Source organism: Vibrio sp. 1401 (genome assembly GCF_033340295.1).
The window spans coordinates 1-595 of record NZ_JAWOWF010000577.1; the positions used below are offsets into that span (position 1 = coordinate 1).

Sequence of the window (595 nt, forward strand, 5' to 3'; positions counted from 1 at the left end):
TCAGAGAGTTATAACGCTTATTTTTAGCACTTATTCTACTTGAGCAAGCTCAGTGCGCATTTGGTCGATCACTTGTTTGTAATCTGGCTGACTAAAAATCGCAGAACCCGCCACAAACATGTCCGCACCTGCTTCAGCAATTTCACGAATGTTGTCGACTTTCACACCACCATCAATTTCCAGACGGATATCGCGACCAGACTCATCGATCATCTTACGAACAGCGCGAAGTTTATCTAGCGTGTGAGGAATGAATGACTGGCCACCAAAGCCTGGGTTTACCGACATCAGTAGAATCAGGTCAACTTTGTCCATGATGAACTCAAGATGCGCAAGCGGTGTTGCTGGGTTTAATACCACACCCGCTTTACAGCCGTGTTCTTTGATAAGCTGAAGAGTACGGTCTACGTGATCAGAGGCCTCAACGTGGAAAGTGATCATTGATGCGCCAGCTTTCGCAAAATCAGGGATGATGCGATCTACCGGTTTCACCATTAGATGAACGTCGATTGGCGCAGTGATACCGTAATCGCGTAGCGCTTTACACACAGGAGCACCAAAAGTCAGGTTTGGTACATAGTGGTTATCCATAACA

General features: G+C 46.4%; 1 protein-coding gene. It reads right to left on the reverse strand.

Features of this window, described 5'->3' with window-relative positions; translation table 11 throughout:
* Positions 1 to 30: 30 nt before the first annotated feature.
* On the reverse strand, positions 31 to 595 hold a 565-nt coding region (rpe, locus tag R7Z77_RS26925; RefSeq protein ID WP_318137248.1), incomplete at its 5' end, for a ribulose-phosphate 3-epimerase.